Source organism: uncultured Jatrophihabitans sp. (assembly GCF_964252635.1).
GTDB lineage: Bacteria > Actinomycetota > Actinomycetes > Mycobacteriales > Jatrophihabitantaceae > Jatrophihabitans.
In genome coordinates this window covers 147,677-172,242 of sequence record NZ_CAXUNP010000002.1, presented here as the reverse complement: position 1 = coordinate 172,242, position 24,566 = coordinate 147,677, and the positions used below count along the sequence as shown (strand labels likewise).

At 72.4% G+C, this 24,566-nt stretch carries 21 protein-coding genes and 1 pseudogene; 6 read left to right on the top strand and 16 right to left on the bottom strand.

The features are described from left to right. Positions 1–290 (bottom strand): hypothetical protein (locus ACFFCA_RS01780; protein WP_375481201.1); only part of this gene is annotated, 290 nt, incomplete at its 3' end. A 48-nt stretch (positions 291–338) separates the two neighbouring features. Between ACFFCA_RS01780 and ACFFCA_RS01775 the strand changes: the two genes are divergently transcribed. Together ACFFCA_RS01775 and ACFFCA_RS01770 are read left to right on the top strand one after the other, a co-directional pair. Further along, on the top strand, positions 339–698 hold the full coding sequence (locus ACFFCA_RS01775; RefSeq protein WP_375481200.1) for a hypothetical protein: 360 nt from the start codon (positions 339–341) through the stop codon (positions 696–698). A gap of 37 nt (positions 699–735) precedes the next feature. Beyond that, positions 736–1,629, top strand: a complete 894-nt coding sequence (locus ACFFCA_RS01770) for an oxidoreductase (RefSeq protein WP_375481199.1) — start codon at positions 736–738, stop codon at positions 1,627–1,629. Positions 1,630–1,937: 308 nt separating this feature from the next. Here the strand turns inward: ACFFCA_RS01770 and ACFFCA_RS01765 are convergent. Next, positions 1,938–2,261, bottom strand: a pseudogene (locus ACFFCA_RS01765) (phosphatase PAP2 family protein); the annotation flags it as partial. Between the two features lie 400 nt (positions 2,262–2,661). After that, positions 2,662–4,833 carry an NAD-dependent DNA ligase LigA gene (gene ligA / locus ACFFCA_RS01760; protein WP_375481198.1) on the bottom strand — a complete coding sequence of 724 codons (2,172 nt, stop codon included), beginning with the start codon at positions 4,831–4,833 and terminating at the stop codon, positions 2,662–2,664. A gap of 72 nt (positions 4,834–4,905) precedes the next feature. Between ligA and ACFFCA_RS01755 the strand changes: the two genes are divergently transcribed. Next, complete coding sequence (locus ACFFCA_RS01755) at positions 4,906–5,505, top strand: LmeA family phospholipid-binding protein (protein WP_375481197.1); 600 nt, start codon at positions 4,906–4,908, stop codon at positions 5,503–5,505. Between the two features lie 112 nt (positions 5,506–5,617). Here the strand turns inward: ACFFCA_RS01755 and ACFFCA_RS01750 are convergent, their stop codons facing one another. From ACFFCA_RS01750 to ACFFCA_RS01735, 4 genes are read right to left on the bottom strand one after another with little or no spacing between them, the layout of a single operon-like run. After that, positions 5,618–6,610, bottom strand: coding sequence for a methionine synthase (locus ACFFCA_RS01750; RefSeq protein WP_375481196.1), 993 nt, complete (start codon positions 6,608–6,610; stop codon positions 5,618–5,620). Continuing rightward, complete coding sequence (mnmA, locus tag ACFFCA_RS01745; protein ID WP_375481195.1) at positions 6,607–7,701, bottom strand: tRNA 2-thiouridine(34) synthase MnmA; 1,095 nt, start codon at positions 7,699–7,701, stop codon at positions 6,607–6,609. Before mnmA ends, ACFFCA_RS01750 begins: the two co-directional genes overlap by 4 nt. Before the next feature lie 13 nt (positions 7,702–7,714). Then, positions 7,715–8,890, bottom strand: coding sequence for a cysteine desulfurase family protein (locus ACFFCA_RS01740; protein ID WP_375481194.1), 1,176 nt, complete (start codon positions 8,888–8,890; stop codon positions 7,715–7,717). Between the two features lie 11 nt (positions 8,891–8,901). Further along, positions 8,902–10,329, bottom strand: coding sequence for an MFS transporter (locus ACFFCA_RS01735; RefSeq protein ID WP_375481193.1), 1,428 nt, complete (start codon positions 10,327–10,329; stop codon positions 8,902–8,904). Positions 10,330–10,587: 258 nt separating this feature from the next. On the opposite strand from ACFFCA_RS01735, the gene ACFFCA_RS01730 reads away from it, so the two are divergent. Next, positions 10,588–11,475: a hypothetical protein gene (locus tag ACFFCA_RS01730; protein ID WP_375481192.1), complete on the top strand. Its 888-nt coding sequence runs from the start codon at positions 10,588–10,590 to the stop codon at positions 11,473–11,475. Between the two features lie 79 nt (positions 11,476–11,554). On the opposite strand, the gene ACFFCA_RS01725 is transcribed toward ACFFCA_RS01730, so the two are convergent. The 3 genes from ACFFCA_RS01725 to ACFFCA_RS01715 form a co-directional block, all read right to left on the bottom strand. After that, positions 11,555–12,514, bottom strand: coding sequence for an electron transfer flavoprotein subunit alpha/FixB family protein (locus ACFFCA_RS01725; protein WP_375481191.1), 960 nt, complete (start codon positions 12,512–12,514; stop codon positions 11,555–11,557). A 27-nt stretch (positions 12,515–12,541) separates the two neighbouring features. Continuing rightward, the gene (locus ACFFCA_RS01720; protein ID WP_375481190.1) at positions 12,542–13,321 is read right to left on the bottom strand and encodes an electron transfer flavoprotein subunit beta/FixA family protein; all 780 of its coding nucleotides are present in this window, start codon (positions 13,319–13,321) and stop codon (positions 12,542–12,544) included. A gap of 182 nt (positions 13,322–13,503) precedes the next feature. Next, positions 13,504–14,376 (bottom strand): LLM class F420-dependent oxidoreductase, encoded by an 873-nt coding sequence (locus ACFFCA_RS01715; RefSeq protein ID WP_375481189.1) that lies wholly within the window; start codon positions 14,374–14,376, stop codon positions 13,504–13,506. A 92-nt stretch (positions 14,377–14,468) separates the two neighbouring features. Here ACFFCA_RS01715 and ACFFCA_RS01710 point away from each other — a divergent pair, with 92 nt between their 5' ends. Then, positions 14,469–14,939, top strand: a complete 471-nt coding sequence (locus tag ACFFCA_RS01710) for an SRPBCC family protein (RefSeq protein ID WP_375481188.1) — start codon at positions 14,469–14,471, stop codon at positions 14,937–14,939. Here ACFFCA_RS01710 and ACFFCA_RS01705 read toward each other — a convergent pair. From ACFFCA_RS01705 to ACFFCA_RS01690, 4 genes are read right to left on the bottom strand one after another with little or no spacing between them, the layout of a single operon-like run. Beyond that, the gene (locus ACFFCA_RS01705) at positions 14,926–16,821 is read right to left on the bottom strand and encodes a S9 family peptidase (protein WP_375481187.1); all 1,896 of its coding nucleotides are present in this window, start codon (positions 16,819–16,821) and stop codon (positions 14,926–14,928) included. The two genes, ACFFCA_RS01710 and ACFFCA_RS01705, sit on opposite strands and share 14 nt — an antisense overlap. Beyond that, positions 16,818–18,599: an N-acetylglutaminylglutamine amidotransferase gene (locus ACFFCA_RS01700; protein ID WP_375481186.1), complete on the bottom strand. Its 1,782-nt coding sequence runs from the start codon at positions 18,597–18,599 to the stop codon at positions 16,818–16,820. The genes ACFFCA_RS01705 and ACFFCA_RS01700 overlap by 4 nt, the downstream gene beginning before the upstream one ends. After that, positions 18,580–21,144: a glutamate--cysteine ligase gene (locus ACFFCA_RS01695; RefSeq protein WP_375481185.1), complete on the bottom strand. Its 2,565-nt coding sequence runs from the start codon at positions 21,142–21,144 to the stop codon at positions 18,580–18,582. The genes ACFFCA_RS01700 and ACFFCA_RS01695 overlap by 20 nt, the downstream gene beginning before the upstream one ends. Positions 21,145–21,202: 58 nt before the next feature. Then, positions 21,203–21,688 carry a glutathione peroxidase gene (locus tag ACFFCA_RS01690; RefSeq protein WP_375481212.1) on the bottom strand — a complete coding sequence of 162 codons (486 nt, stop codon included), beginning with the start codon at positions 21,686–21,688 and terminating at the stop codon, positions 21,203–21,205. A gap of 60 nt (positions 21,689–21,748) precedes the next feature. Here ACFFCA_RS01690 and ACFFCA_RS01685 point away from each other — a divergent pair, with 60 nt between their 5' ends. Then, positions 21,749–22,885, top strand: a complete 1,137-nt coding sequence (locus ACFFCA_RS01685) for a magnesium and cobalt transport protein CorA (protein ID WP_375481184.1) — start codon at positions 21,749–21,751, stop codon at positions 22,883–22,885. Between the two features lie 9 nt (positions 22,886–22,894). On the opposite strand, the gene ACFFCA_RS01680 is transcribed toward ACFFCA_RS01685, so the two are convergent. Continuing rightward, positions 22,895–23,842 (bottom strand): phosphatase PAP2 family protein, encoded by a 948-nt coding sequence (locus tag ACFFCA_RS01680; RefSeq protein ID WP_375481183.1) that lies wholly within the window; start codon positions 23,840–23,842, stop codon positions 22,895–22,897. 61 nt (positions 23,843–23,903) lie between these two features. Continuing rightward, complete coding sequence (locus ACFFCA_RS01675) at positions 23,904–24,560, bottom strand: glycerophosphodiester phosphodiesterase (RefSeq protein WP_375481182.1); 657 nt, start codon at positions 24,558–24,560, stop codon at positions 23,904–23,906. Positions 24,561–24,566 lie beyond the last annotated feature (6 nt).

Genomic DNA, 24,566 nt, shown 5'->3' with positions numbered 1-24,566 from the left:
GCGGGGTGGTGGGCGGGGTGGTGGGGCCGTAACGGCCGCGACACGTCGGTACGGCACCCTGTGGCCGTGTCCTTCCTGCTGCGGCTCGTGCTGCCCGACCGGCCGGGTGCCCTCGGCGCGGTCGCCACGGCGCTCGGCACCGTGGGCGCCGACATCCTCAGCGTCGACGTCATCCAGCGCGGCACCGGCCGCGCCACCGACGACCTGGTGGTCGAGCTGCCGGCCGACAAGCTCGCCGACTCGCTGGTGTCGGCCGCCGCGACGGTCGACGGCGTGCAGGTCGAGTACATCCGTCCCTACGCGACAAGCTGGGCCGGGACCCCGACGACGCCCTGGCCGTGCTCGCCGACGGGTGTGCCCGGATCTTCCGCGCCGGGTGGGCCCTCGTGCTCGACGCGCCGGCCGACGGGCACGGGGCGGTGCTCGCCGCGTCGGGCGCCGCCCCCGAGGTGCCGTCGCTGCCGATGCCGTGGTGGCCCCCGTCCCCTACCCGCCCGCTCGAGATGGACGGCACGTGGGCACCGCCGGACTGGGAACGGCTGGGCACCGAGCTGGCCGTCTCGGCGCTGGGCCGGTGCGCGCTGCTCGTCGGACGCTCGACCCTGCGGTGGGTCCCGTCGGAGCTGGTCCGCCTGCAGCACCTGGCCTCGGTGGCCGCGACCGTCGCGCCCGTCGCCCGGCCACGGCCCGAGGCGTGAACGAGCCGCGCTGACCGAGGCCCACTACGGTGACGCCATGCCCTGGCGACGTTCGTCCACCCACCCGCACTGGACCAGCGCGGACATCCCCGACCAGACCGGCCGCAGCTTCGTCGTCACCGGCGCCAACAGCGGGCTGGGTGCCGCCGCCGCGGGCGCGATGGCCGCGTCCGGGGCGTCGGTGACCCTGGCCTGCCGCAACACCGACAAGGGCGAGCAGGCCGCCGCGGCGATGGTCGGGGACGTGACGGTGCGGGCTCTCGACCTCGCCGACCTGGCGTCGGTGCGGGCGTTCGCCTCGGCGACCGGGCCGATCGAGGTGCTGATCAACAACGCGGGCATCATGGCCGTCCCGGAGGGCCGCACGGCCGACGGTTTCGAGCTGCAGTTCGGCACCAACTTCCTCGGCCACTTCGCGCTCACGGGTCTGCTGCTCGACCGGATCGGCGACCGGGTGGTGACGCTGTCCAGCCTTGCCCACCGCATCGGCCGGATCGTGCCGGACGACTTGAACTGGGAACGCCGCCGTTACCGGCGCTGGTCGGCGTACGGCCAGTCCAAGCTCGCCGACCTGATGTTCGCCTACGAGCTGGCCCGTCGGCTCGAGGCGTCGGGGTCGGCCGTGCGCTCGGTGGCCGCGCACCCCGGCTACGCGGCGACCGAACTGCAGTCGCACACCGACTCGGTGCAGGACCGGGTCATGGCGGTGACCAACCTGGCCGCCCAGGGCGCGAGCGCCGGCGCGTTGCCCGAGCTCTACGCGGCCACCATGCCGGACGTCCGCAACGGCGAGTTCTACGGGCCGGACGGGATGGGCGAGGTGCGCGGGTTCCCGCGGCGCGTCGGCTCGTCACGGGCGTCGAAGGACGCGCAGGTCGCCGCGGCGCTGTGGGACGCGGCCACCGGGCTCACCGGCGTCTCCGTGGCCTGAGCCTCTCGACGCGGACCGACCGGCGTCGGGCGCAACGGCGCCGCGTGCGCGGGCGAGGCGTGTGCCGGCGCTCCGTGTACCGGCGAGGGGCGAACGGGCGCCGGGTGGCGGCGCGCTCCGGGCAGGGCGTCTCCGGCAGCAGGTGGCGAGACCGGTGGAGGGTCGGTGACCACCGGCCCAGTCCACTGCGGTCGTGACGAGCGCGGCCAGGCCGACGGACGGGCGCGGAACCGTGCCACCCAGGGCATGCGCACCGACAGCCGGGCGCACACCCAGTTCCAGGCGCGTTCGGTGACCGGCATGACCCAGGGCAGGGCGACCAGCACGAGAGCACCCGCGATCCAGCCGCCGAGGACGTCGCTGAACCAGTGCGTGTCGCGGTAGACCGTGCCCAGCCCCACCGTGACCGACAGGAAGGTCGCGGCGGCCGCAGCCAGGCGGTGGTGGTTCACGGCGATCATGGCGATGAGGCCGTAGAGGACGACGGCGTTGGACACGTGCCCGGACGGGTAGATGTTGCCGCCGTCGAAGATGCGGTGCGTGTTGGACGTCTGCAGCGGACCGAGCCGGCCGGTGGCCAGCTTGACGACGCCGACGCTGATGTTCAGCAGCACCAGACCCATGGCCAGCATTAGCAGCGGCCGCGGCGTCCGGTTGCGCCAGGCCACCCAGCAGAACCACGGCAGGAACAGCAGCGTCGCCGGGCCGCGTTGACCCAACATCACGTAGACCTTGATCCACGGTTTCCAGTCGGGGTAACGGGCTTTGAGGTCGAGCTTGAACAGATCGGTGTCAAGGGTCAGCAGCGGCGAGCGGTACACGACGCCGAGGGTGACGAGCAGGTAGACCAGCAACAGCAGACCGAACACCACGACCCGACGCGACGGCCTGCGGAACACGGCACGCCGCAAGCGCGTCGTGCGCGCGTCGGACAAGGCCACGGTCCCGTTCTTTCCCTAGCTGGCTGTGAACTACCCCGCCGAAAGCCCTGATCGCCGGGGCTCCGGTGGCGTACGCCACACGAACCTGCGTTCAGTCCGCGGCGGCGTCCGAGGCCGACGGCGGTGTCGGACCACGATCCAGCAGCCTACGGAAACCGGGCTCGTCGAGCGTGGTCACGCTCAGCTGTTCGGCCTTCTCCGCCTTGCTGCCGGCGTTCTCACCCACCACGACGTAGTCGGTCTTCTTCGACACGGACCCCGAGAACCGGCCCCCGCGGGCCAGCACGGCCTCCTTCGCCTCGTCCCGGGACCAGCCGGACAACGATCCGGTAACGACGATGGACAGACCCTCCAGAGTGCGCGGAACGGACTCGTCGACCTCGTCCGTCGTGCGGACGCCGGCCGCGGCCCACTTGTCGACGATCTGTCGGTGCCAGTCGACGGCGAACCACTCGACCACGGCCTCGGCGATGATGCCGCCCACCCCTTCCGCGGCGGCCAGCTGGTCCACCGACGCGGAGCGGATCTCGCCGAGGTCGCCGAACTGGGTGGCGAGCGCCCGCGCTGCGGTGGGCCCGACGTGCCGGATGGACAGCGCGACGATGATGCGCCACAGCGGGCGACCACGGGCCTCGGCGAGGTTGGTGATCAGCTTCTCACCGTTGGCCGAGAGGACCCGACCGTCACGTACCCGTTCGGGCGGGTCGCCCTTCTTGGCGGCGCGGGTGTACAGCGGTACCCGGGCGAGGAGGTCGCGGGCGGCGCTCTCGTAGCCGTCGAGGTCGGGGGCGAGGCGGAACAGGTCGCCCTCGTCGGCGAGCGCCCCCGACTCGAGCAGCGCCGTGGCGCCCTCGTAGCCGAGCGCCTCGATGTCCAGGGCGCTGCGCGAGGCCAGGCTGAACAGACGCTCGCGCAGCTGGGCGGGGCAGCTGCGGGTGTTCGGGCAGCGGTAGTCCTTGTCGCCCTCCTTCTCCGGCGCCAGCACCGTCCGGCACGACGGGCAGTGCTTGGGCATCTTCCAGCGACGTGTGCCCTTCGGACGCAGCGCGACGACGGGCGCCACGATCTCGGGGATGACGTCGCCGGCCTTGCGCAGCACGACGGTGTCGCCGACGCGCACGTCCTTGCGGGCGACCTCCCACTGGTTGTGCAGCGTCGCGTTCTCGACCGTCGAACCGGCGACCTTGACGGGCGTCATGATCCCGTAGGGCGTGGCCCGCCCCGTCCGCCCGATGTTGATCTCGATGGCCAGCAGCTCGGTGTTGACCTCCTCCGGGGGGTACTTGAACGCGATCGCCCAGCGCGGGGCCCGGCTGGTCGAGCCGAGCCGCCGCTGCAGGGACAGGTCGTCGACCTTCACCACCACACCGTCGATCTCGTGCGCGACGTCGTGGCGGTGCTCGCCGTAGTAGGCGATGAACTCGTCGACCGCGTCCAGGCCGGACACCACTCGCACGCGGTCGGAGGTCGGCAGGCCCCACCCGGCGAGGGTGGCGTACCAGTCCGACTGTGCCGTCACCGCCGGGCCGCCGACGACGCGCCCGACGCCGTGCAGGACGAGGGCCAGGTCGCGCCCGGCCGTCACGCGGGCGTCCTTCTGGCGCAGCGAACCGGCGGCGGTGTTGCGGGGGTTGGCGAACGGGGGCTTGCCGGCCGCGACCAGCGATTCGTTCAGCGCCTCGAACTCCGCAACCGGGAAGAACACCTCACCGCGGACCTCCAGCACGTCGGGCACGTCGTCGCCGGTGAGCCGGTCGGGGACGTTGGCGATGGTGCGGATGTTCGGGGTGACGTCCTCGCCGGTGCGCCCGTCTCCTCGGGTCGCCCCGCGGACGAGGCGACCCTTCTCATAGACCAGGTCGACCGCGAGACCGTCGACCTTCAGCTCGCACAGGTACTGCGGGACGGTGCCGGCATCGCGCTCGACCCGCTGCGCCCACGACGTCATGTCCTCCGCGCCGAACGCGTTGTCGAGGCTGAGCATGCGCTCGAGATGATCGACCGGGCTGAACAGCGTCGAGTACGTGCCGCCCACCCGCTGCGTCGGCGAGGCCGGGGTGCGCAGGTCCGGGTAGGTGTCCTCGAGCTCCTGCAACCGCCGCATCTTGGTGTCGTAGTCGGCGTCGCTGGCCGTCGGCTGGTCGAGCACGTAGTAGCGGTACTGGTCGTCGTCGAGTTCCTGGGAGAGGCGGGTGTGCTCGTCACGGGCGTCCGCAGGGGCCGCCGCGGGCGCCGGGGCGGCGGCGTCGAGATCCTCACTCACGCTCTCGAACCTAGTGCCCGCCCACGACAACGAGCAGGCCACCGGAGCGCACGCTAGCGTCTGGCGGATGAGGTGCGCGCCGCGGTGAACATGGACTTCCTGATCTCGCGGGCGGGTATCCGCGTGGCCGCGCTCGACGTGCAGGTGAGCGGGCTGCGGCTCGCCCGCGGGGCCACCTCGTTCGCCCCGCAGTCGGCCGAACGTGTCACCGGCACCATGACCGTCGGCCTGGAGGATCTCACCGCCGCCCTGGCGCGCCCCGAGGTGCTCGACCAGCTGCTCAACGGGTTCGCCGGCATCGCGCGTCCCGAGTTCACCCTCGGCGACGGCGACGGGGACGGCGGCATCCGGATCACCGGGAGCGTCGAGGTGGTGGGGCGGCGCTTCCCGATCACCGCCGGGGCCCGCGTCCGGGTGGAGAACAACCGCATCGTGGTCAGCTTCGGCCACCTCGACGGCCTGCCGCTGATCGGCCTGCTGTCCTCGCGGATGCCGCAGTTCGCCCTGCCGCTCGCGCTGCCCGCCGACATGACCTTCACCGACGTGACCACCGAGCCCGGCGGCATCGTCGTCGGGTTCTCGGGGACCGACGTGTGGCTGTCGGACGCACCGCGTCCGTCTCCGCCGCTGCCCGGCGATACCGCGGCGGACGGTGTCGATCCGAACGGCTGACGACTGCGTGACGATCGCAACGCTGTGACACGCGGTGTTACAACGTCACGGTGTGGCAGTCGTCCACGCGGAGGCCGCGATCGGCACCGGGCGTCCCGTCGGCGGCACCGGCTCAGGACCGGTCGAGCAGGGACGCGCCGACGTCGCGCAGCACGGCCAGCGTTCGCCGCACTTGGTCAGGTGTCGATCCCGCAAGGCCGCAGGCCGGCGTCGGCACCACGGACGCGGCCTGCTGGTCGGCGTTGAAGCCGAGCTCGCCCCACAGCTCGTCCAGCCGGGCCCGTGCCGTGTCGAGCGACGGCGCCGTGGTGGCGGGCAGCACGCCCAGCCAGAGCGAGACGCCGGCCTCGACCGCCTCGCCGAGCTGGTCGTACTGCGCCACCGTCAACAGGGCGGCGTCCACCGAGAGCGCGTCGGCCGCGGCGTCACGTAACAACCCGAGCGGGACGTCCGGGGCGCAGCAGTGCACGACACGAGCGCCCTCGTCGCCGACCGTGAGCACGTCCTGCAGGATCTGCGCGACCACCTGCTGCTCGACCGCGCGCACCGTTCCGTACCCGGACGGCGTCGGTACGCGACCGCCCAGCACGGCGGGCAGCGCGGGCTCGTCGAGCTGCAGCACGAGCGCGGCGCCGGGCACTCGCGACCCCACGTCGGCGAGGTGCGTACGGATGCCCTCGGCGAGCGACGCGGCGACGTCGCGGACGGCGCCCTGGTCGGTGACCGCTCGATGCCCGGTCGGCAGCTCGAGGCCGGCAGCTAGCGTCCACGGGCCGGTGACCTGCAGCTTGACCGGGCCGACGTAGCCGGTCGCGGCCTCCTCAAGGGCGTCGAGGTCGCGTGCCAGATCGTCCCGGGCGCGGCGTACGTCGCGACCCGGGGCCGCGGTGAGCCGCCAGCCGGTGGGGACGAGCTCGACGGGCAGTTCGACCAGCAAGGACGCGGCCCGGCCGATCATCTCCGCGCCGGGTCCGCGGGCGGGCAGTTCGGGCAGGTGCGGCAGCGCGGGCAGCTCGCCGAGGACCAGGGTGGCGGCCTCGCGCGGGTCGGTGCCGGGCAGCGAGCCGATGCCGGTGACCGCGCCCGGCGACCAGGGATGGCTCATGCAGGGGTGTCGGCGTGCTCGACGCGCTCGGCGGCGGTGACGGTGGCCGAGCCGACGACCGCGTCGCCGTCGTACATGACCAGCGCCTGCCCGGCCGCGACACCGACCTGCGGCTCGTGCAACTCGGCGACGACACGGGCACCGTCGACGCGGACCGTGGCCGGGCTGGTCATGCCGTGGGCGCGAAGCTGCACCGCGCACTCGAACGCGTCGGTGGCCGGCGCCGCGCCCGACGTCCACACGACGCCGTCGGCGCGCACCAGGGTGGCCTCGAGCATCGCACGAGGGCCGACGACGACGGTGTTGTCGACGGGCCGGATGGACAGCACGTACCGCGGGTCGCCGCCGGGGCCCGGCTGCGCCAGGTTCAACCCTCGACGCTGCCCGATCGTGAACCCGAACGACCCCGCGTGCTCACCCACGACGTCGCCGCTGACCGCGTCGACGATCGGGCCCTGCTGCTCGCCGAGGCGGCGGGCCAGGAAGCCGCGGGTGTCGCCGTCGGCGATGAAGCAGATGTCGTGCGAGTCGGGCTTGTCGGCCACGGCCAGTCCGCGCTCGGCCGCCTCGGCGCGCACCTGGGTCTTGGTCGAGTCGCCCAGCGGGAACATCGCGTGCGCCAGCTGGTCGCTCGTGCAGACGGCCAGGACGTAGGACTGGTCCTTGCCGTGGTCGACCGAGCGCCGCAGCCGCCCGTCCTCGAGCCGGGCGTGGTGGCCGGTGACGATGGCGTCGAAGCCGAGCGCCCGCGCGCGGTCGAGCACCGCGGTGAACTTGATCTTCTCGTTGCAGCGCAGGCACGGGTTGGGTGTCTGACCTGCTGCGTAGGTGTCGACGAAATCGTCGATGACGTCGGCCTTGAAGCGCTCGGCGAGGTCCCAGACGTAGAACGGGATGCCGAGGACGTCGGCCGCGCGCCGGGCGTCGTTGGCGTCCTCGGCCGTGCAGCACCCTCGTGCACCGTGTCGCAGCGTGGCCGGGTTCGGTGACAGGGCCAGGTGCACGCCGGTGACGTCGTGCCCGGCGTCGACGGCGCGCGCGGCCGCGACTGCGGAGTCGACTCCCCCGCTCATGGCGGCGAGCAGCTTCACGCCCGCGCTCCGCTCATGACAGCACCGACGTCAGCCCGGCCCGCCGCGCCCGGTCGACGGCCGGCACGATCGCGTCGAGCACCGCCTGCACGTCGTCGGCCGTGGACGTGTGCCCGAGCGAGAACCGCAGCGATCCGCGGGCGTCGGCAGGCGTGGCTCCGGTGGCCAGCAGGACGTGGGACGGCTGCGCCACACCGGCCGAACAGGCCGAGCCGGTGGAGCACTCGATGCCATGGGCGTCGAGCAGCATGAGCAGCGCATCGCCCTCGCACCCGGGGAACGCCAGGTTGGCGATGCCGGGCAGGCGCAGCGTCGGGTGGCCCTGCACCCGGACGTCCGGGACGGCGTCGCGGACGCCGGCGACGAGCCGGTCGCGCAGCTGCGAGATACGCGCCGAGGTGGCCTCGCGGTGCCGCGCGGCGTGCGCGGTGGCGGTGGCCAGGCCCACGGTGCCGGGGACGTCGAGGGTGCCCGAACGCACCTCGCGCTCCTGGCCTCCCCCGTGCAGCAGCGGGACGCAGGCGACGTCACGGCGCAGCAGCAGGGCACCCGCGGCGGGCGGGCCGCCGAGCTTGTGCCCGGTCATGCTCAGCGCGTCGACCCCGCTGGCGGTGAAGTCGACGGCCAGCGGGCCGGCCGCCTGCACGGCGTCGGTGTGCATCGGCACGCCGTGCTGGCGGGCGACGGCGGCCAGCTCGGCCACGGGCTGGATGGTGCCGATCTCGTTGTTGGCCCACATCACGGAGACGAGGGCCACCGAGTCGGGGTCGGCGGCCAGGACGTCGCGCAGGGCCTCGGGCGACACCCGGCCGTGGACGTCGACGGGGAGGGTGACGATCTCGGCGCCCTCGTGCGCGGCCAGCCAGTCGACGGTGTCGAGCACGGCGTGGTGCTCGATCGCGCTGACGACGATGCGCCGCCGACGTGGGTCGGCGTCGCGGCGGGCCCAGAAGATGCCCTTGAGCGCGAGGTTGTCGGCCTCGGTGCCGCCCGCGGTGAACACGACCTCGGACGGCCTGGCCCCCAGCGCCGCGGCGAGCTGCTCGCGGGACTCCTCGACGCGGCGGCGGGCCGCACGCCCGGCGCCGTGCAGCGAGGACGGGTTGCCGACGTGGCCCATGGCCTCGGCGACGGCCGAGACGGCGTCGGGAAGCATCGGGGTCGTGGCTGCGTGGTCCAGGTAGGGCATCGCCGCCGAGTTTACGACCTCGGTGCGACAGCGCCCGCCGCGTCGGGCGCGAGGACCTCACGGACGGCTCCGGGACGCGGACGGGCCCGGGCGGCCAGCACGACGCCGAGGCCCGCGACCACGCACATGACCAGGTCCTGCGTCACGAACGCGGTGGTGTGCGTGATGGCGCCACGGGTGGCCGCGGCGACGACCATGCCCGCAAGCCCCGTCGTGAGTGAGCTCGCGGTTGCGTCCGCCAGCTGCAGCGCTGCCGAGTCGGCGCCGCGCGTGGCGTCGGTGGTGAAGCGCAGCAGCAGCACGCCGAGCGACGACATGGCCAGGCCCGCGCCGAGGCCGGCGAGCGTCCACGCCGGGTACGCCAACCAGCCGGGTACGGCCGGCAGGGCGACCACGGCCATGGCGGCCGCGGCCGCGGTGATGCAGGCGAAGCCGGTGCGGATGAGCAGCACGCGCCGGCGGGTGCCGTCGTGCTCGACGGCGCGGCCCTGCCACCACGACCCGAACGCCCATGTGACGCCGGACGCGGTCAGCGGCAGCCCGGCGACCGTCGCGCCGTAGCCGTGCTGCACGGTCAGCGACAGCGGGACGAGCGCCTCGACCCCGAATAGCGAACCGGCGAGCAGGGCCCGCAGGGCGATGGGGGCGGACACCCCCGGTGCGACACGGGCCGTGCCGGCCGGTAGCAGGGGTCGCAGGCCCCACGCCAGCACCGCGAGCCCGACGACCGCCGGGGCGAGGAGCGCGAGCGACGGGTGCTGGGCCGCGTACTCGAGCGCGCCGACCCCGGCCGCAACGGCGAGCGCGCGGACGAGTTGCCCGCGGCGCCCGGGCCCGGCCTCCGCCGCGCTGGTGCTGCGCCGGGCCATCGCGCGCAGTTCGGGCAGCAGCATGAGCCCGCCCAGGATGCTGAACGGCACGAGCCCGAGGAACACCCACCGCCAGCTCGCGTGCTGGCTGAGAAGGCCCGAGATGACGGGGCCGAGCAGGGACGGCAGCACCCACGCGCTGGAGATGGCTGCGAACAGCTTGGGGCGCAGGTCGTCGGGGAACGCCTCGCCGATCACGACGTAGGCAGCGGTGATCATCAACCCGGCGCCGAGGCCCTGCACGACACGTCCGGCGACCAGTTGCGTCATGGTCGTGGCCGAGCCTGCGAGCACCAGGCCCGCGACGAACGCCACGAGGCCGACCGCAAGTGGAGCGGCGGGCCCGCGTCGGTCGGCGCGCTCCCCCGCCGCGACCATGCCGACGACCTGGGAGACGAGGAATCCGGTGAAGGCCCAGCCGTAACCGCCGAGCCCGTGCAGGTCACGGGCCGCGGTGGGCAGCGCCGCGGACACGGCCATGGCCTCGAACGCGATCAGGGTGATGGTGATCAGCAACCCGATGCTCGTCGCCCGCACCTGCGGCGCGAAGATCGACCCGGGCGCACTCACGTCACCACTATGCAACGTGCACCGGGCTTCACCTCAACCCGGTTTCCCCCGTCGTCGCGTCCAGTGGTCAGTCGCGCGCCGAGTGGTCAGCTACACGTGACCACTCGACGCGCGGGTGACCACTCGACGCACGGAGGTTCGTCCACAGCCCGTCGGGCCGTCCACAATCCGTCGGCGCGGTCCCCGGACCGGACGACAGGTCGAGCAACATCACGCGCCATGCACCGTCCGCCACCTGCTGTCCGCATTACCCGCGGCGTGCGCGTCTCCGCCGACGAGGCCACGTCCCAGCTTGCCGTCTGCGCGGCGGTGATCAAGACCTCCGCACCGGACAGCGTGGTCGCCGGCATGACCGCGGCGCGGCTGCACGGTCTGTGGTTGCCGCCGGGCACCGACCAGGACCTGCACATCGCGACCGCCGAACCCGGAGCGGTCGGGCGCGTCATGACTCGCACCCGTCGACCGGAGATCCGGCCCCACCGCTTCCAGTTGGACCCGGACGACGTGACGGCGTTGCAGGGCGTGCCGGTGACCTCGCCGGCGCGGACGTGGCTGGACCTCGCGCCGCAGCTCTGCCTGCCCGACCTGGTCGCAGCCGGCGACAGCACCTTGCGCTCAGGTGTGAGCCGCGAGCAGCTGGGCGACGTCGTTGCTCGAGCCGGACGCCGGCGCGGGATCCGTCTCGCGCGCGTGGCCCTGGCCCTGCTCGACGAGCGATCGCGATCCCGGCCCGAGAGCCACCTCCGCGTGGCCATCAGCGGACCAGGACTGCCGCGGTTCGACGTCAACGTGCCCGTGCACCGCGACGAGGGCGGTTGGCTGACCGAGCCGGACCTCTCACTCGCCGAGGCCAAGATCGCCATCGAGTACCAGGGCGAGGACCACGCCACGGTGCAGCGCATGCGCAAGGACCTGACCCGGTTCACCGATCTGAGGCTCGAGGGATGGGTCACGCTCGCGTACGGCCCGGCCGAGACGTTCGGCAGACCCTGGCAAGTCCACGCGGAGGTGAGGCGGACGGTCGCCGAGCGGGCACCGCACCTGCTCCCGCACCCACCCCGCAGTCGCCGCACCCGCCCTCGCACGCCGAGTGGTCAGTTGCGCGCCGAATGGTCAGCTACACGTGACCACTCGGCGCGCAGGTGACCACTCGACGCAGAACCGGACGGGCCGCCCACCCCGGAGGATGGACGGCCCGTGACGCCGTGTTGCGCAGGGAGCGCGATCAGCTCTTGCGCTTGGTGATCTCGTCGGTGAGCTGCGGGGCGACCGCGAACAGGTCGCCCACGACGCCGAAGTCGGCGATCTCGAAGATCGGCGCCTCCGGGTCCTTGTTGATGGCGACGATCGTCTTGGACGTCTGCATGCCGGCGCGGTGCTGGATGGCACCGGAGATGCCCACCGCCAGGTACAGCTGCGGCGAGACGGTGACGCCGGTCTGGCCGACCTGCATCGAGTGCGGCACCCAGCCGGCGTCGACGACGGCGCGCGAGGCGCCGACCGCGGCACCGAGGGAGTCGGCGAGACCCTCGATGATCGTGAAGTTGTCGGCCTTGCCGATACCGCGTCCGCCGGACACGACGACCGAGGCGTCCGAGAGCTGCGGGCGCGAGCCCTTCTCCTCCACGACGGTGTCGACGATCTTCGCGGCCTTGGCGGAGTCGCTCGGCGTCACCGACACCGAGACCTCCTCGGCGGCGCCGGTCGACGGCTCGGGTGCGAACGAGTTCGGCCGGACGGTGATGACCGGCGTGCCCTTGCTGACCTTGGCCTTGACCTCGATGGACGCACCGAAGATCTGCTGCGAGACGCTGCCGTCGGCGTCGATGCCGACGGCGTCGTAGAGCAGTCCGCCGCCGATCTTCAACGCGGTGCGTGCGGCGATCTCCTTGCCCTCGGCCGAGGACACGACGAGCACCGCCACCGGCGACGCCTGCTCGACGACCGCGGCCAGGGCCTCGGCCTTCGGGGCCACCGTGTAACCGGCGATCTCGTCGCTCTCGGCGACGTAGACCTTCGCCGCGCCGAACTCGGCCAGCTGGTTCTTCAGCGGCTCGGCGGTGCCGGGGGCACCGATGACGACCGCACTGGGCTCACCGAGCTGACGTGCCGCGGTGAGCAGTTCGAGCGTGGGCTTCTTGACCTTCCCGTCGAGCGACTCGACGAGAACCAGGACCTCTGCCATGTCTGTTGTCTCCTTCGTCGTTCGCGGTCAGATGAGTTTCTTGGTGGCGAGGAAGTCGGCGATCTTGGTGCCGCCGTCGCCCTCGTCCTTGACCGTCTGGCCGGCCTCACGCGGCGGGGCGTTCTCGAACGACTCGACCGCCGTCCAGGAGTTCGCCAGGCCGATGTCGCCGGCGTCGACGCCGATGTCGGACAGCGTCTTGACCTCGATGGGCTTGCTCTTGGCGGCCATGATGCCCTTGAACGACGGGTACCGCGGGTCGTTGATCTTCTCGACCACGCTGATGACCGCCGGCGTCGAGGCCTCGACCTTCTCGTACCCGGTGTCGGTGACGCGCTCGATGGTGACCGTCGAGCCGTCGACGGTGACCTTGCGGGCCTGCGTCAGCTGCGGGGCGCCGAGCACCTCGGCGAGCAGGGCAGGAACCACCGCACCACGGGCGTCCGTGGCCTCGGAGCCGGAGATCGCGACGTCCCACTCGATCGAGCCGAGGGCCGCGCCGAGCACCTTCGCCGTGGCGATGGCGTCCGAGCCGTGAATGGCCTCGTCGTTGACGTGGACGGCCTTGTCGGCACCCATCGACAGCGCCTTGCGAATCGACTCGGTCGCCTTGTCGGGGCCGACGGTGAGGATGGTGACCTCTCCGCCGTGGGCCTCCTTGAGGAGCAGGCCCTCCTCGATGGCGAACTCGTCGATGTAGTTGATGACGGGGTCGACGGCTGCGCGGTCGACGGTGTTGTCCGACGCGTTGAGCTTGCGGTCGCCCTCGGTGTCGGGCACCTGCTTGACCAGGACCACGATGTTCATACCTTCGCTGACCTTCCAGTCGGGTTCCCGCGGAGGTGGGTTCTGCGGGGCGGACGGCCGGCCCGGATCAACAGGCGACCGTCACGACATCTTCAAGAAACACTCTGCCTATGTTACTGACGAGTAGCAAGCAGGAGCAGCGTGATACCGCTCTCGTCCGGCCCTGTCAGTCTGACACCGCCTCAGAAGCCGGCGGCCACGGGGATGATGCGCTCGCCAATGATCTCCAGCGGCGTGATGGCCGAGACGTTCGGCACCGAACCGTGCACGTGTTGCACCCCGAGCTCGCCGAACGCGCGCAACTGCTCGAGGACCGTGTCGACGTTGCTGCCGTCCAAGCCCGGGTCGATGGGGAAGATGACGGTCTTCTCGATGGCGTCGTAATCGGTGCCGAGGTCGGCGCAGTGCCGGCGCAGCACGTCGAGTTTGTGGCCGACGTCGGGGCCGCCGAACAGGTTGCAGGCCTGGGCGTACTGGGCCACCATCCGCAGCGTCTTCTTCTCGCCGCTGCCCCCGATCAGGATCGGCGGGTGCGGACGCTGCAACGACTGCGGGGAGTTCAACGTGCGCTCGAGGGTGTAGTGCGTCCCGCGGTAGGCGCTCTCGTCGTCGCTGCACATCTGCAGGAAGATCTGCAGCGCCTCCTCGAGGCGCTCGAAGCGCTCGGAGGTCCCGGGAAACGGCAGGCCCAGACCCAGGCTCTCCTCCTCGTTCCAGCCCGCGCCGATCCCGAGCCAGGCCCGGCCACCGGACAGCACGTCCAGTGTGGTGACCTGCTTGGCCAGCAGGCCCGGCGCACGGTAGATCGCGGCGGTGACCCACGCCAGCAGCTCGATGCGCGACGTCTTGGCGGCCAGGTACCCCAGGGTCGTGTACGCCTCGAGCATGTCGTTCTCGGCCGGCCCCACCTGGTGGATCTGCCAGACGTGGTCCATGACGCTCAGCTTGGCGAAGCCGACGTCCTCGGCCGCGACGGCGATCCGGCCGAGGTCGTCGGCCAGCGCCCGCGGGCCGTCGGGGTAGGTGAAGTCGGAGACGTGCAGGCCCAGTTTCATTCAGGCTCCTCGATCGGGTTCGGTGCCACCGACGCTAGTACGCGCGTCCGGCTCGCCGGGTAGGTCCGCCAGGACCTGGGTAGATCCTGGACATGGCTCACTCCGACACCTCCGTCTCCGTCAACCGCCGCATCGAGGCCTCGGCCAAGGACGTCTTCGACGTGCTGTCCCTCCCGGACCGGCATCCTCAGCTCGACGGCACCGGCTTCGTGCGCAGCGCCGACCACGCCGACCGCGTCACGGCCAACGGTCAGACGTTCCGCATGAACATGACCGGTGACCACATGGGCGGCGACTACCAGACCGACAACCTGGTCACGGGCTTCGTCCCGGACAAGCTCATCGCCTGGAAGACGGCGCCGGCCGGCAACGAGCCGCCCGGGTGGGAGTGGGTCTGGGAGCTCGAGCCGCAGGGCCCGAACGAGACCGACGTGACGCTGACCTACGACTGGAGCAAGGTCGAGGACAAGAAGATCCTGGCGCTCATCGAGAAGCCGCTGGTCACCAAGCACCAGCTCGAGGAATCCCTCAGCCACCTCGCCGAGGCCGTCAGCGGGAGCTGACCGCCAGGACGCGGGTCAGGAACGTCGTCAGCGTCTCCAGCAGCAACAGCCGCGCCTCGACGCGGCGGTACTCGTGGCCCTCGCCCTCGAGCTGCAGGTACTCGACGGGACGGTCCAGGGCGCGCAGCCGCTCGACGAGTTGCAACGCTTCGCCGAGCGGCACGTTGGTGTCCAGCTCCCCGTGCACGACGAGCAGCGGGACCGTGATGGCGTCCGCGGCGTGCAGCGGGGAGACGTGGGCGAGCAGGGCCGAGTCGTGGACCGGGTCGCCGTATTTCGAGGTCGCGGCGGCGGCGATCCAGGGTTCGGTGTCGCGGTAGAACGTGTGCAGGTCCGACATCCCGCAGATGTCCACACCCGCAGCGAAGGCCGGGCTGTGCCGGATCAGGGCCATCAGCGTGGCGTAACCGCCGTACGAGCGGCCGGTCACGGCGATCCGCCCGGGGTCGGCCAGCCCGCGCCCGGCGAGGATGCGCGCGCAGTCGGCGACGTCGCGGATCGCGTCCACCCGTCCCCAACGGTCGTCGGCGTGCACGAACGCGCGCCCGAAGCCGGACGACCCGCGGATGTTCGGGGCGAGCACCGAGATCCCGGCCGCGACGACGACCTGGTGCTGGGGTGTGAACACGGGGCGTTCCTGCGCCTCGGGGCCGCCGTGCAAGCTGATCATGGCCGGAGGCGGGCCGCCGCCCGGTCCGGGGCGGGCGGGGTAGAACCAGGCCGACAACGGCAGCCCGTCGTGGGCGTCGAAGTGGACCAGCTCCGGCTCGACGAGGCCGGCACGCGGATGCAGGCTCGACGCGGTGACCGGCGTCCAGGCCGACGTCCCGCAGTCGAGGCGCCACAGCCGGCGAGGTTGCGTCGGGCCCTCGACGGCCAGCACCGCGCAGCTCGCGTCGCGGGACAGGACCGACGTCGTCACGACCTCACCCGGCAGGTCGGCCACGACGTGACGGGCGCCCGTCGCGGTGTCGACGAACTCAACCTCGCTGCGGCCCTGCACGTTCCAGACGCACAGCACGCGCTCACCGGCCGCGTCGGCGTCGGCGAACTCCAGTTCGGCGTCGGGCCGGGCCGCCAGCGTGCCGACGGCGGTCCGCCGGCCGCCGTCGTGGATGCCGACGACCACCAGCTCCCGGCGGGACCGGCCGGCGTCGGTGACCAGGTAGGCCACCATGTCCGCCTCGGTCTCGCCCGGCGGCGGCGGCCGCAACAGGCCGACCTCGGTGGACCCGGTCTGCTCGAACGGCAGCAACGGGTGGTCCTCGTCGTGGCGGCGGTCGACGAGCCGGCAGAACTGCTGCCCGCGCGTGCCGTCGCGCAGCAGCGCGAAGCGCCCGTCGGCGCTGAGGTCGAGCATCGCGATCAGGCCGCCGGCCGCGATGACGTCACGGCTGCCGGTGGTCGGATCGATGCGTACGCACTCGTGCGGGAGCTGCGGGTCGTCGGGCACGACCGTCACGACCAGGCCGTGGCCCTCGCGGGCCCACGGGCCCAGCACCGCGTGCCCGCTGCCGGCGCCTCCGGCGACGCGTCGCGCGTCGGTGCCGTCCGGTCGCACGACCCAGACCTCGGTCCGCACTCCCCCACCGGTGGCCACCGAGCAGGAGATCCACTGGTCGTCGGGCGACCAGCCCACCGACAGCACCGGGTCGGGTCCCAGCGCGATGAGCTGCGCCTGCGGTGTCTCGGCGCCGGCCTGGGGAACGTCCTGCACCCACAGCTGCGGCGTCCCGGTGCGGTCGCTCACGAACGCGACGCAGGACGCGTCCGAGGTCATCATCGGGGCCCACGCGCCGTGGGCCGCCACCAGGTCGTGTGCGAGGTCGCGGACGGCGTCCCACGCCGTGCCGGCAGCCGGCCGAGTGCGGGCGTCGCTCACCGGACGTCCATGGCCTGCAGCCACATCTCGATCAACCCGAGCTGCCACAGGGCGTTGGAGCCCAGCCTGGTGCGCGTGGTGTTCGGGTCGGCGAGCATGCGGTCCACCGCCCCCGGCGCGAACAGCCCACGTCGTCGTGCCGCCGGGTCGGTGAGGGCCTCGCGCACCCGGTCGAGGTAGGGGCCCTCGAGCTGGCGGATCGCGGGCACCGGGAAGTAACCCTTCCTCCGGTCGATCACCGCGTCCGGGACGATGCCGCGACTGGCCCGCTTCAGCACGCCCTTGCCGCCGTCGGCCAGCTTGAGCGCGGACGGGACGGACGCGGCGAGCTCGACGACATCGTGGTCCAGGAACGGCACCCGCGCCTCGAGACCCCACGCCATGGTCATGTTGTCGACCCGTTTGACCGGGTCGTCGACCAGGTTGACCGTCGTGTCGTTGCGCAGCGCCGCGTCCAGCGCGCTCTCCGCACCGGGACGGGCGAACCGGCCGGCCACGAAGTCGCGCGGCTCGTCGCGACCGACCAGCCACTGCGGCTGCACCAGGCCGGCGAGGTCCTCGAACGGCCGGTCGAAGAACACGTCCCGGTAGGCGTCCACCGCGTCGTGGCGGGCGACGTCGCGCAGCGGCGGGTACCAGTCGTACCCGGCCAGGATCTCGTCCGCGCCCTGCCCGGACTGCACGACCTTGACCGACCGCGACACCTCCTCGCTGAGCAGGTAGAAGGCCACGCAATCGTGGCTCACCATGGGCTCGCTCATCGCGGCGATCGCGCCGTCGATGCCGGGCAACAGCCTCGAGCCGGGGATCTCGATCCGGTGGTGCTCGGTGCCGAAGTGCCGGGCGACCAGGTCGCTGTACTCGAACTCGTCGCCCGCTTCGCCGCCTGCCGACTCGAAGCCGATGCTGAACGTCTGCAGGCCGGTCTGTCCGGCCTCGGCGAGCAGGCCGACGACGAGGCTCGAGTCGATGCCGCCCGAGAGCAGCACGCCCACCGGGACGTCGGCCACCATGCGTCGTTCGACGGCGGTGCGCAGGGAGTCGACCAGTGCCTGCTCCCAGTCGTGCTCGGACCAGTCCGCGCGGGCGGGGTCGCGCGCGAACGGCGGGTCCCAGTACAGCGTGTCGGTGCTGGTGCCGTCGGGCTCCACGACCCGGACGGTCGCCGGGGGCAGCTTGCGGACGCCGTTGAGGATGGTGCGCGGCGGCGGGACGATCGAGTGGAAGCTCAGGTAGTACGACAGGGCGACCGGGTCGATGCTGGTGTCGACGCCACCGCCGGCCAGCAGCGCCGGCAGGCTGGACGCGAAGCGCAGCCGCTCACCGGTCTCGTCCAGGTAGAGCGGCTTGATGCCCAGCCGGTCCCGGGCCAGGACGAGGCGCCCGGACCGCTCGACGACGGCGAAGGCGAACATGCCCTTGAACCGGTCGACGCACGCGACACCCCACCGGTGGTAGGCCTTGGCGATGACCTCGGTGTCGGAGTGGGAGAAGAAGCGGTACCCGGCGGAGGCGAGCTCGTCACGCAGCTGCTCGTAGTTGTAGATGCAGCCGTTGAACACGACGGTGAGGCCGAGGTCCGCGTCGACCATCGGCTGCGCGCCCGCCTCCGACAGGTCGATGATCGCCAGCCGCCGGTGACCCAGCGCGACGGGACCCCGTGACCAGACCCCGCTGCCGTCGGGCCCGCGCGGCGCCATCCGGGTGCAGGACCGCTCGAGGGCGCCGACGTCGGCGGCCCGGCCGTCGAAACGGAGCTCACCGGCCAGTCCGCACACGGCCCACCCTCGTCCCGTCCTCGGCGTCGTCCGGATCGACGACGATCCAGGTGTCCTTGGCCCCTCCGCCGCGTGACGAGTTGACCACCATGCTGCCGCGCGGGCCCATCCGGGTCAGCGCCAGGTCGGCCAGCCGCGCGGACCCGGCCTCGACCCCGGTCAGGTAGACGAACGCCCGCAGGTCGACGTGCCGTGGTTCGAGCTCCCCACCGACGAGCGTCGGGTGGGTGGACAACGCCACGACCTCCTGCGCCACCCATCCGGCCGGGTCGGCCTCGATCTCGGCGCGGCGGCGGGCGATCTCGTCGTCGTCGGCGTCGGGCCCGATGAGCACCCCGCTGCCGCCGAACCCGTCGACCGGCTTGGTGACCAGCTGGGACAGCCGGGCGAGGACCGACACCCGCTCGGCGTCGATCGCGCACCGGTACGTGGGGACGGGCGGCAGCAGCGGCCGCTCGTGCAGGTAGTACTCGATCAGATCGGGCACCCGGCAGTACATGGCCTTGTCGTCGGCCACGCCGGCGCCCGGTGCGTTCGCCAGCACCACCGCGCCGGCCTGGGCCGCGGCCATGATCTCGGCGCCGACCTCGTGACCGCGCGCGGTCACCAGGTCCACCAGCTCGACCCCGAGGCGCAGGTAGAGGACGTGGATGCGCTTGCCGCCGGCGTACACACCGGCGTCGGTGACCACGACGTCGTCCGGTTGCACGAGCAGCAGCCGCGCCCCGTCGGCGATCGTGCGGTGCTCGTACCAGGCCGAGTTGTCGGCGCCGTCGGACAGCAGCGCGACGGTGGGGTTGGGCCGCGCCGAGCAGGCCCGCAGCGTGCGGCCGATGAGCTCGAGGGACGACGACGGATCCAGGACGGAGTCGTCGCTGAGCTCGGGCAGCGCCGTCCGCATGAGGCCACGCAGCCCCAGGGCGTAGCCCACGCCGGACGGGACGCGGGCGTTGTCCTCGAGGACCCGCCACCCGCCGACGGCGTCCCGCACGAGGTCGAAGCCCATGACCGGCGCCCGGATGACGTCGTCCGGCAGGTCCAGCGCCTCGGGGCGCCAGCCCGGGCACGCGGTCAGGGTCTCGCGGTCGAGCACGCCGTCGGCCACGATGCGGGCCGGGCCGTAGACGTCGCGCAGGAACATCTCGATGGCGCGGGCGCGCTGGGTGAGCCCGGTGGCGAGCACCGCCCACTCGTGCGAGGGGATGACGCGGGGCACGAGGTCGGCGGGGAAGGGCTGGTGCTCGCCGTCGACGCCGTAGGTGAACTCGGTCGCCAGCGACACGTCGCGCGCGACCTCGGCGCGGTGCGCCAGCTCGTCGGGGCCGATGTCGTCGAGGATCTCGAGGATCGGGCGGTACACCGGGAACGGGATGCCGGACACCGCGATGGCCTCGTCCTGCGGCGACTCGGGGTAGTGCGCGGTGAGCGCGGGGCTGTCGGGGACGGCGGCGACCTGCCCACGTGACTCGGCGACGAGCAGGGCGACGACGTCGGTCATCCGGCCGCGCTCGGCGTAGCGGGCTCGCTGGCGGTGGCTCGACTCGCCACGGGCCAGCAGGGCGGTCGCCAGCTCGTTGACGTCGTCCCAGTCCCCCGAGTCCTCGAGCACGTCACGCAACCGGCCGATCATGGTGCGCACGACCTCGGCCGCCGGCGCCGGTGTCGGGCCCAGGCCGGGCTGCAGCAGCACGCCGCGCAGGCCGTGGCGCGCGGCGCGCCACATGGCCGCCCGACGCATCGGTTCGGTCGCGCCCACCAACGGGTCGCCGCGTTCGTCGGCGGCGATCGCCTCGTCGACCAGGGCCCGGAACAGCCCGGCGATCAGCACCGCGTCGTCCAGGTGCGGTGTCGCGTCGCAGACCCGCAGCTCGACGGTCGGGACGTGGGCGGACGGGCGCACGTCGAAGTACGCCATCTTGGCGTCGGTGATCACGGCCGACTCGATGAGGTCGGCGACGAGCTGGTCGTACTCGGCCGCGGACTCGACGTACCCGAACGACCCGGCCGTGGGCCAGCGCTGCCAGATCATGCTGCGGAAGCTGGAGTACCCGGTGTCGTTGCCGTGCAGGTACGGCGAGCTGGCCGACATGGCCAGCAGGGTGGGCAGGCCGGACTCCACCCGCTGGGCGACCCGCACCGCGACGTCGCGGTTGTCGACTCCGACGTGCACCTGCAGACCACAGATCAGTTGCTCGTCGACCAGGGACCGGTAGTCCTGCTGCATGCGGCTGTAACGGCCCGACGTGGTCAGGCCGAAGTCCTCGGCCTTGGACATCGGTGCGCTGCCGCTGGCGATGACGGCCAGCTCGCTGGCCTCGGCGAGGTCCTGCACCTGCTCGCGCAACGCGTGCATCGCGGCGTGCAGGTCGGCGAGCGTGTCGCACACCGGCGTGTTGGTCTCGACAGTGCTGCGCTGCAGCTCGACGGAGAAGCTGGCGGTCGGCAGCTCACGCAGCAGCTGCGGGGCCCTGGTCACGAGCTGCCCGGTCTCCAGCGAGACCACGTGCAGCTCCTCCTCGACGCCGAGGGTGCGCAGAATGCCCATCGAAGCACCCTAGGCGTGCGGCGTTTCGCCGATGTGTCGGTGGGTGCGGCCCGGCCGGTCAGCCGCGGCCGACGGCGGCCTCGACCGCGGACACGACCTCGTCGGACAGCGGCTCCGTCCGCGGCCGGAAGCGCCGGCCGACCGTGCCGTCCGGGTCCAGCAGGAACTTCTCGAAGTTCCACTGCACGTCCCCGGCCTCGCCCTGGTCGTCGGGCGCACCCACCAGCTCGGCGTAGAGCGGGTGGCGGTCGGGTCCGTTGACCTCGACCTTGGCGAACATCGGGAAAGTGACGCCGTAGTTGGCGCTGCAGAACTCCGCGATCTCGTCGGCCGTGCCCGGTTCCTGCTCCATGAACTGGTTGCACGGGAAGCCCAGGATCTCGAGGCCCCGGTCGTGGTAGCGGTCGTAGAGCTCCTGAAGCTGCGCGTACTGCGGGGTGAGCCCGCACTTCGAGGCCACGTTGACGACGAGCAGCGGGCGGTCGCGGTACTCGTCGAGGCTGGTGGAGCGACCGGTGAGGGTCTCGAGCGGGATGTCATGGATCGCGGTCACCTGACCAGTATCGCGGGTGCGCCGGCGGAGGGGACGGCTACGGTGACGTCCATGGCCGATCTCCGACACCTGCCGAAGGCACCGGTCAACCTCGTCCGGCGCCGGCGCAGGCCGAACGGCGGCGACGCACCCGACTCACCGAACGGCACCGACCAGACGTCCCACCGCTCGGGAATCGTCGACAGTGCCGTCTACCAGGGCGGGCAACGCACGCACACGGCGTCGTCGCTGACGGACTGCTTCGAGGCCCTGCGCTCCCAACCCGACGGGATGGCCTGGATCGGCCTGTACCGGCCCGGGGAGGACGAGCTGCAGTCGCTGGCGGCCGAGTTCGACCTGCACGAGCTGGCCGTCGAGGACGCGATCACCGCCCACCAACGGCCCAAGCTCGAGCGCTACGGGAACACCCTGTTCGTCGTCCTGCGCGCCGCCCGCTACGTCGACGAGGTGGAGGAGGTCGAGTTCGGCGAGCTGCACGTGTTCCTCGGCCGCGACTTCGTCATCACCGTGCGGCACGCCGAGTCGCCCGACCTGTCCGTCGTGCGCAAGCGTCTCGAGGACGACCCCGAGCTGCTGGCACTCGGCACCGAAGCGGTCCTCTACGCGCTCCTCGATGCCGTGGTCGACGGGTACGGACCCGTCGTCGCCGGCATCGAGAACGACGTCGACGAGATCGAGGTGCAGGTCTTCGACGGCGACCCGGCGGTGTCCCGCCGCATCTACGAGCTCTCCCGCGAGGTGGTCGACTTCCAGCGGGCGGCCGCCCCGCTCGGCGCGATCCTGGACTCGCTCGAGGGTGGGTTCGAGAAGTACCGGGTGGACGAGGAGCTGCAGCGGTCGCTGCGCGACGTCGCCGACCACGTCACCCAGGTGAACGAACGCATCGACAGCCTGCGCGTGCTGCTGCGCGACATCCTGCAGGTGAACTCGATCCTCGTCGCCCAGAAGCAGAACGACGAGATGACCGCGCTGTCGCGCACGAGCAACGCCCAGAACGACGAGGTGAAGAAGATCTCGGCGTGGGCGGCGATCGGATTTGCCCCGACGACGATCGCGTCGATCTACGGGATGAACTTCCGCAACATGCCCGAGCTGGGCTGGTACCTCGGCTACCCGTTCGCGCTGGCCCTGATGGTGCTGGCGGGCGTGGTCCTCTACGTGGTGTTCAAGCACCGCGGCTGGATCTGAGGCGCCAGTTCAGTGCCGGGCCGCGGCGGCGTGCTGCGAGTCGTCCCACGCCGCGCCTGGTGCAGAACGGTCGGCGTCCACGATCCGGTCGGCGTGCAGCCGGGCCGGGCCGGGGTGGTTGGTATCGGTGCGGGCCCGGTCGGCCTGGGACGACGCGGCCACAGGGCGGTCGGCGGGACGCGCCGCGCGCCGCGCGCGGAACCGGGTCAGGGCGCTCTTCGCGACGAGGGCCAGCCCGGCCCCGAGAGCCATGACCACCGCGCCGGCGACCGCGTCGAGCAGGTAGTGGTTACCGGTAGCGAGCACCACGAACGTCGTGGCCAGCGGGTACAGCACGCCCAGCACCTTGACGTAGCGGCGCGAGGCGTACCGGGCGAGCAGGAAGCCGCACCACAGCGCCCAGCCCACGTGCAGTGACGGCATGGCGGCGAACTGGTTGGTCAGACCGCCGAGACCGCGCGGGACGCTGCCCTCGCCACCCCACCAGCCCCAGTGTCGGACGTCGAACAGGGCGTCCGGGATGCCCGCGTTCCTGAGCAGTCGCGGCGGGGCGGTGGGCACGAGGTAGAAGACGACCAGGCCGAGGATGGTGCTGAAGGCCAGCGCCGTACGGGCGGTGCGGTACTGCTTGGCGTGGCAGCGGTACATCCAGATCAGCACGACCGGCGTGATGATGTAGTGCATCGTCGAGTAGAAGTACGCGGCAGCCACGGCCAGCGGGGTCACGCTGATGAGCGCGTGGGTGAGCAGCTTCTCGGGGGCGAGGTCGAGCGCGCGCTCCCAGTGCAGGATGTCGCGCCCGTTGCGCGTGGCGACGGCGACCGCGCCGTTCTGCAGCCCGCGGCTGAGCTCGTAGGCGCCGTAGATGGCGCCGACCAGGACGACCTCGCGCAACCAGCGGGGCAGGCGGTACACGCTCCACCAGCGTGTGGCCGTGCGTACCCCGGGTGCTGCCATGCCCCACACCCTATCGACCCGTGGTGCGTTTTCCGGGCCATTGGCGTTACGGAGCGGGGAATCACTCAGCTGGGCGCACCTGCTCCAGGACGTCCCGGCGGTCGGTGGTGATGCCGTCCACCCCCATGTCGCGAAGGGTGCGGGCCCGCGCGACGTCGTTCACCGTCCACGCCACCACGGTGGCGACCCGCTCGTGCAGGGCGGCGACCGCGGGGGGGTCGAGCACGGTGTGCCGCACGGACACGCCCACCTGCGGCAGTTCCGGACCGCGCAGCACGTCCCGCAGCGCGGCGGCGTCCTTCACGGTGCGCCAGGTCGTGAACCCGGCCTCGGCGTAGGCCCGTAACTCGGCGTCACGGTCGGTGCTGACGACGAACCGCGCCCGGTCGGCGAGCTGGTCCGCGAGCGCCGCGGCCAGGCGGAGCTGGGTCGTCGTGTCGCGCGGTTTCGGGTCGAGCAGCACCGAGCAGTGGTCGGGGATGCGCGCCAGGGTGGCGGAGAGGGTGGCGTCGTACGGGGGCCCGTAGCCCAGCCGGAACCGGCCGTTGTCGCGCTGCACTGCCCGGCCGGTGAACCGGACGGGCAGGTAGTGCGACACGTAGACGGTGTCGCCACGGACGCGCACCTGCACGTCGGTCTCGAACACGGTGACCCCGAGGTCGGCGAGCTCCCGGCAGCCCTGTGCCGTGGGCGGGGTGCGGTGGGCGACGAGGAGCACGGCGCG

Coding starts and splice junctions, on each gene's coding strand:
- ACFFCA_RS01770 (WP_375481199.1), top strand. CDS start 736: ATGCCCTGGCGACGTTCGTCCACCCACCCGCACTGGACCAGCGCGGAC.
- ACFFCA_RS01750 (WP_375481196.1), bottom strand. CDS start 6,610: ATGAGCCATCCCTGGTCGCCGGGCGCGGTCACCGGCATCGGCTCGCTG.
- ACFFCA_RS01740 (WP_375481194.1), bottom strand. CDS start 8,890: ATGCCCTACCTGGACCACGCAGCCACGACCCCGATGCTTCCCGACGCC.
- ACFFCA_RS01725 (WP_375481191.1), bottom strand. CDS start 12,514: ATGGCAGAGGTCCTGGTTCTCGTCGAGTCGCTCGACGGGAAGGTCAAG.
- ACFFCA_RS01720 (WP_375481190.1), bottom strand. CDS start 13,321: ATGAACATCGTGGTCCTGGTCAAGCAGGTGCCCGACACCGAGGGCGAC.
- ACFFCA_RS01715 (WP_375481189.1), bottom strand. CDS start 14,376: ATGAAACTGGGCCTGCACGTCTCCGACTTCACCTACCCCGACGGCCCG.
- ACFFCA_RS01710 (WP_375481188.1), top strand. CDS start 14,469: ATGGCTCACTCCGACACCTCCGTCTCCGTCAACCGCCGCATCGAGGCC.
- ACFFCA_RS01695 (WP_375481185.1), bottom strand. CDS start 21,144: ATGGGCATTCTGCGCACCCTCGGCGTCGAGGAGGAGCTGCACGTGGTC.
- ACFFCA_RS01685 (WP_375481184.1), top strand. CDS start 21,749: ATGGCCGATCTCCGACACCTGCCGAAGGCACCGGTCAACCTCGTCCGG.
- ACFFCA_RS01680 (WP_375481183.1), bottom strand. CDS start 23,842: ATGGCAGCACCCGGGGTACGCACGGCCACACGCTGGTGGAGCGTGTAC.